This window comes from Algoriphagus aquaeductus, assembly GCF_003253485.1.
Taxonomy (GTDB): domain Bacteria; phylum Bacteroidota; class Bacteroidia; order Cytophagales; family Cyclobacteriaceae; genus Algoriphagus; species Algoriphagus aquaeductus.
Genome location: NZ_QKTX01000035.1, coordinates 1,777 through 4,973 on the forward strand (window position 1 = coordinate 1,777; position 3,197 = coordinate 4,973).

The 3,197-nt window shown below is 52.1% G+C and carries 2 rRNA genes; both read left to right on the top strand.

Features of this window, described 5'->3' with window-relative positions:
* Nucleotides 1-71: 71 nt before the first annotated feature.
* Nucleotides 72-2,942 (top strand): 23S ribosomal RNA (locus tag CLV31_RS21605).
* A 127-nt stretch (nt 2,943-3,069) separates the two neighbouring features.
* Nucleotides 3,070-3,181: ribosomal RNA gene (gene rrf / locus CLV31_RS21610) — 5S ribosomal RNA — on the top strand.
* Nucleotides 3,182-3,197: the final 16 nt, after the last annotated feature.

The following is a 3,197-nucleotide window of genomic DNA, read 5'->3' on the forward strand; positions in this document are numbered from 1 at the left end:
GATAGAAGTTCATTGACATATTGAAGTAGAGACTGTAACAATGGTTCACATGAGAATGTGAGCGAGAGTAGAAGTAAGTGAATAAGGGCGCACGGGGGATGCCTAGGCTCTCAGAGGCGAAGAAGGACGTGATAAGCTGCGAAAAGCTACGGGGATTGGCCAATGCGATTTGATCCGTAGATATCCGAATGGGGCAACCCCCCCGATTTATCGGGGATCTCGAAAGAGAGGCGAACGTGGGGAACTGAAACATCTAAGTACCCATAGGAGGAGAAAATAATAATGATTCCGTAAGTAGTGGCGAGCGAAAGCGGAGGAGCCCAAACCGGTTATGTTACGGCATGACCGGGGTTGTAGGACCTGCATAAAGATTTACAAACCGACGAGAACGGCATGGGAAGGCCGACGATAGAGGGTGAGAGTCCCGTATTGGAAGGGTTGTGAATTGGGCGGGTATCCTGAGTAGGGCGGGACCGGAGGAATCCCGTTTGAAACTGCCGGCACCATCCGGTAAGGCTAAATACTCCTGAGAGACCGATAGTGAACTAGTACCGTGAGGGAAAGGTGAAAAGTACTCCGAATAGGAGGGTGAAATAGAACCTGAAACCGTGCGCTTACAAGCGGTCGGAGCCCTTTAGTGGGGTGACGGCGTGCCTTTTGCATAATGAGCCTACGAGTTACTCCTCTCCGGCAAGGGTAAGGTATTAAGTACTGTACCCGGAGCGAAAGCGAGTCTGAAAGGGCGATGTAGTCGGAGGGGGTAGACGCGAAACTTAGTGATCTACCCATGGCCAGGTTGAAGGTTGGGTAAAACCAACTGGAGGACCGAACTGATAAGCGTTGAAAAGCTTCCGGATGAGCTGTGGGTAGGGGTGAAAGGCTAATCAAACTGAGAAATAGCTCGTACTCCCCGAAATGTTTTTAGGAACAGCGTCGGGAATTGTATGACGGAGGTAGAGCTACCGATAGGACTAGGGGGAGTCAAATCCTACCAAATCCTGACGAACTCCGAATGCCGTCATATAGAACCGGCAGTGAGGGCTGGGGTGCTAAGGTCCCAGTCCGAGAGGGAAAGAACCCAGACCTTCCGCTAAGGTCCCCAAATCTAGATTAAGTTGAACAAAGGTGGTCCAGTTGCAGAGACAGCCAGGAGGTTAGCTTGGAAGCAGCTATTCCTTTAAAGAGTGCGTAACAGCTCACTGGTCGAGCGACAGGGCGTCGATAATAATCGGGCATCAAATCTAGTACCGAAGCGAAGGATTGCAGCAATGCAGTGGTAGGGGAGCATTCCAACGGCGGCGAAGGTATCCTGTAAGGGGTGCTGGAGCTTTTGGAAAAGCAAATGTAGGCATAAGTAACGATAAGGCGGGCGAGAAACCCGCCCACCGTAAGACCCAGGTTTCCTGATCAACGTTAATCGGATCAGGGTTAGTCGGGGCCTAAGGCGAACCCGAGAGGGGTAGTCGATGGACAATGGGTTAATATTCCCATACTATTCATACAGGTGACGGAGTGACGGAGTGATGAAAGATCCGCCCGGTGACGGAATACCGGGTTAAAGCGTGTAGGTATTGGGGCTATAGTTAAATGCGTAGCCCTAGCCGAACGTGACAGTACCGAGCGTCTTCGGACAATCGGATAGTGATCCTAAGGGCTTCCAAGAAAAACTTCTAGCGCTAAGCGTATGAGTACCCGTACCGCAAACCGACACAGGTGGTCGAGGAGAGAATCCTAAGGTGCTCGAGTGAATCATGGCTAAGGAACTCGGCAAAATGGCCCTGTAACTTCGGGAGAAGGGGCGCCCCTGTAACAGGGGGCCGCAGTGAAGAGGCCCAGGCGACTGTTTAACAAAAACACATGGCTTTGCGAAGTTTCAAGACTAAGTATAAGGCCTGACACCTGCCCGGTGCTGGAAGGTTAAGAGGGGATGTTAGCGCAAGCGACGCATTGAATCGAAGCCCCAGTAAACGGCGGCCGTAACTATAACGGTCCTAAGGTAGCGAAATTCCTTGTCGGGTAAGTTCCGACCTGCACGAATGGTGTAACGATCTGGGCGCTGTCTCAGCCATGAGCTCGGTGAAATTGTAGTCACGGTGAAGATGCCGTGTACCCGCAACGGGACGGAAAGACCCCATGCACCTTTACTGCAGCTTAGCATTGGTACTGGGCAAACGATGTGTAGGATAGGTGGGAGACAGTGAAGCGGGCACGCCAGTGTCTGTGGAGTCGCCGTTGAAATACCACCCTTTGTTTGCTTGGTATCTAATCCGCCGAGGCGGAGACATTGCTTGGTGGGTAGTTTGACTGGGGTGGTCGCCTCCAAAAGGATAACGGAGGCTTCCAAAGGTTCCCTCAGTACGCTTGGTAACCGTACGAGGAGTGCAATAGCATAAGGGAGCTTGACTGTAAGGCCGACAAGCCGAGCAGGGTGGAAACACGGGTATAGTGATCCGGCGGTTCTGAATGGAAGGGCCGTCGCTCAAAGGATAAAAGGTACGCTGGGGATAACAGGCTGATCTCCCCCAAGAGCTCATATCGACGGGGAGGTTTGGCACCTCGATGTCGGCTCGTCACATCCTGGGGCTGGAGAAGGTCCCAAGGGTTCGGCTGTTCGCCGATTAAAGTGGCACGCGAGCTGGGTTCAGAACGTCGTGAGACAGTTCGGTCCCTATCTGTTGCGGGCGTGGGAAGTTTGCGAGGACCTGACCTTAGTACGAGAGGACCGGGTTGGACTGACCGCTGGTGTACCGGTTGTGGTGCCAACTGCACTGCCGGGTAGCTACGTCGGGAAGAGATAAGCGCTGAAAGCATCTAAGTGCGAAACTCCCCTCAAGATGAGACTTCCATATAGGGCCGTCAGAGACGATGACGTTGATAGGCTGCAGGTGTAAAGTCAGCAATGGCATAGCTGAGCAGTACTAATTGCCCGAAAGCTTACCTACGGATTGTTACAGTTTCTACCAGATATGTTAAAGACATAAGATATTAGATACAAGACGCTAGAAGCGAGAAACAAGACAGCATAAAATTCTGATCTCTTGATTCTTGACTCTAAAAGTCTTGCAAGATTTAGGCGGCCTAGCGCAGGGGTCCCACCTCTTCCCATCCCGAACAGAGAAGTTAAGCCCTGCAGCGCCGATGGTACTGGGGTTACTCCCGGGAGAGTAGGTCGCCGCCACATTATTCAAAGCCTTCAG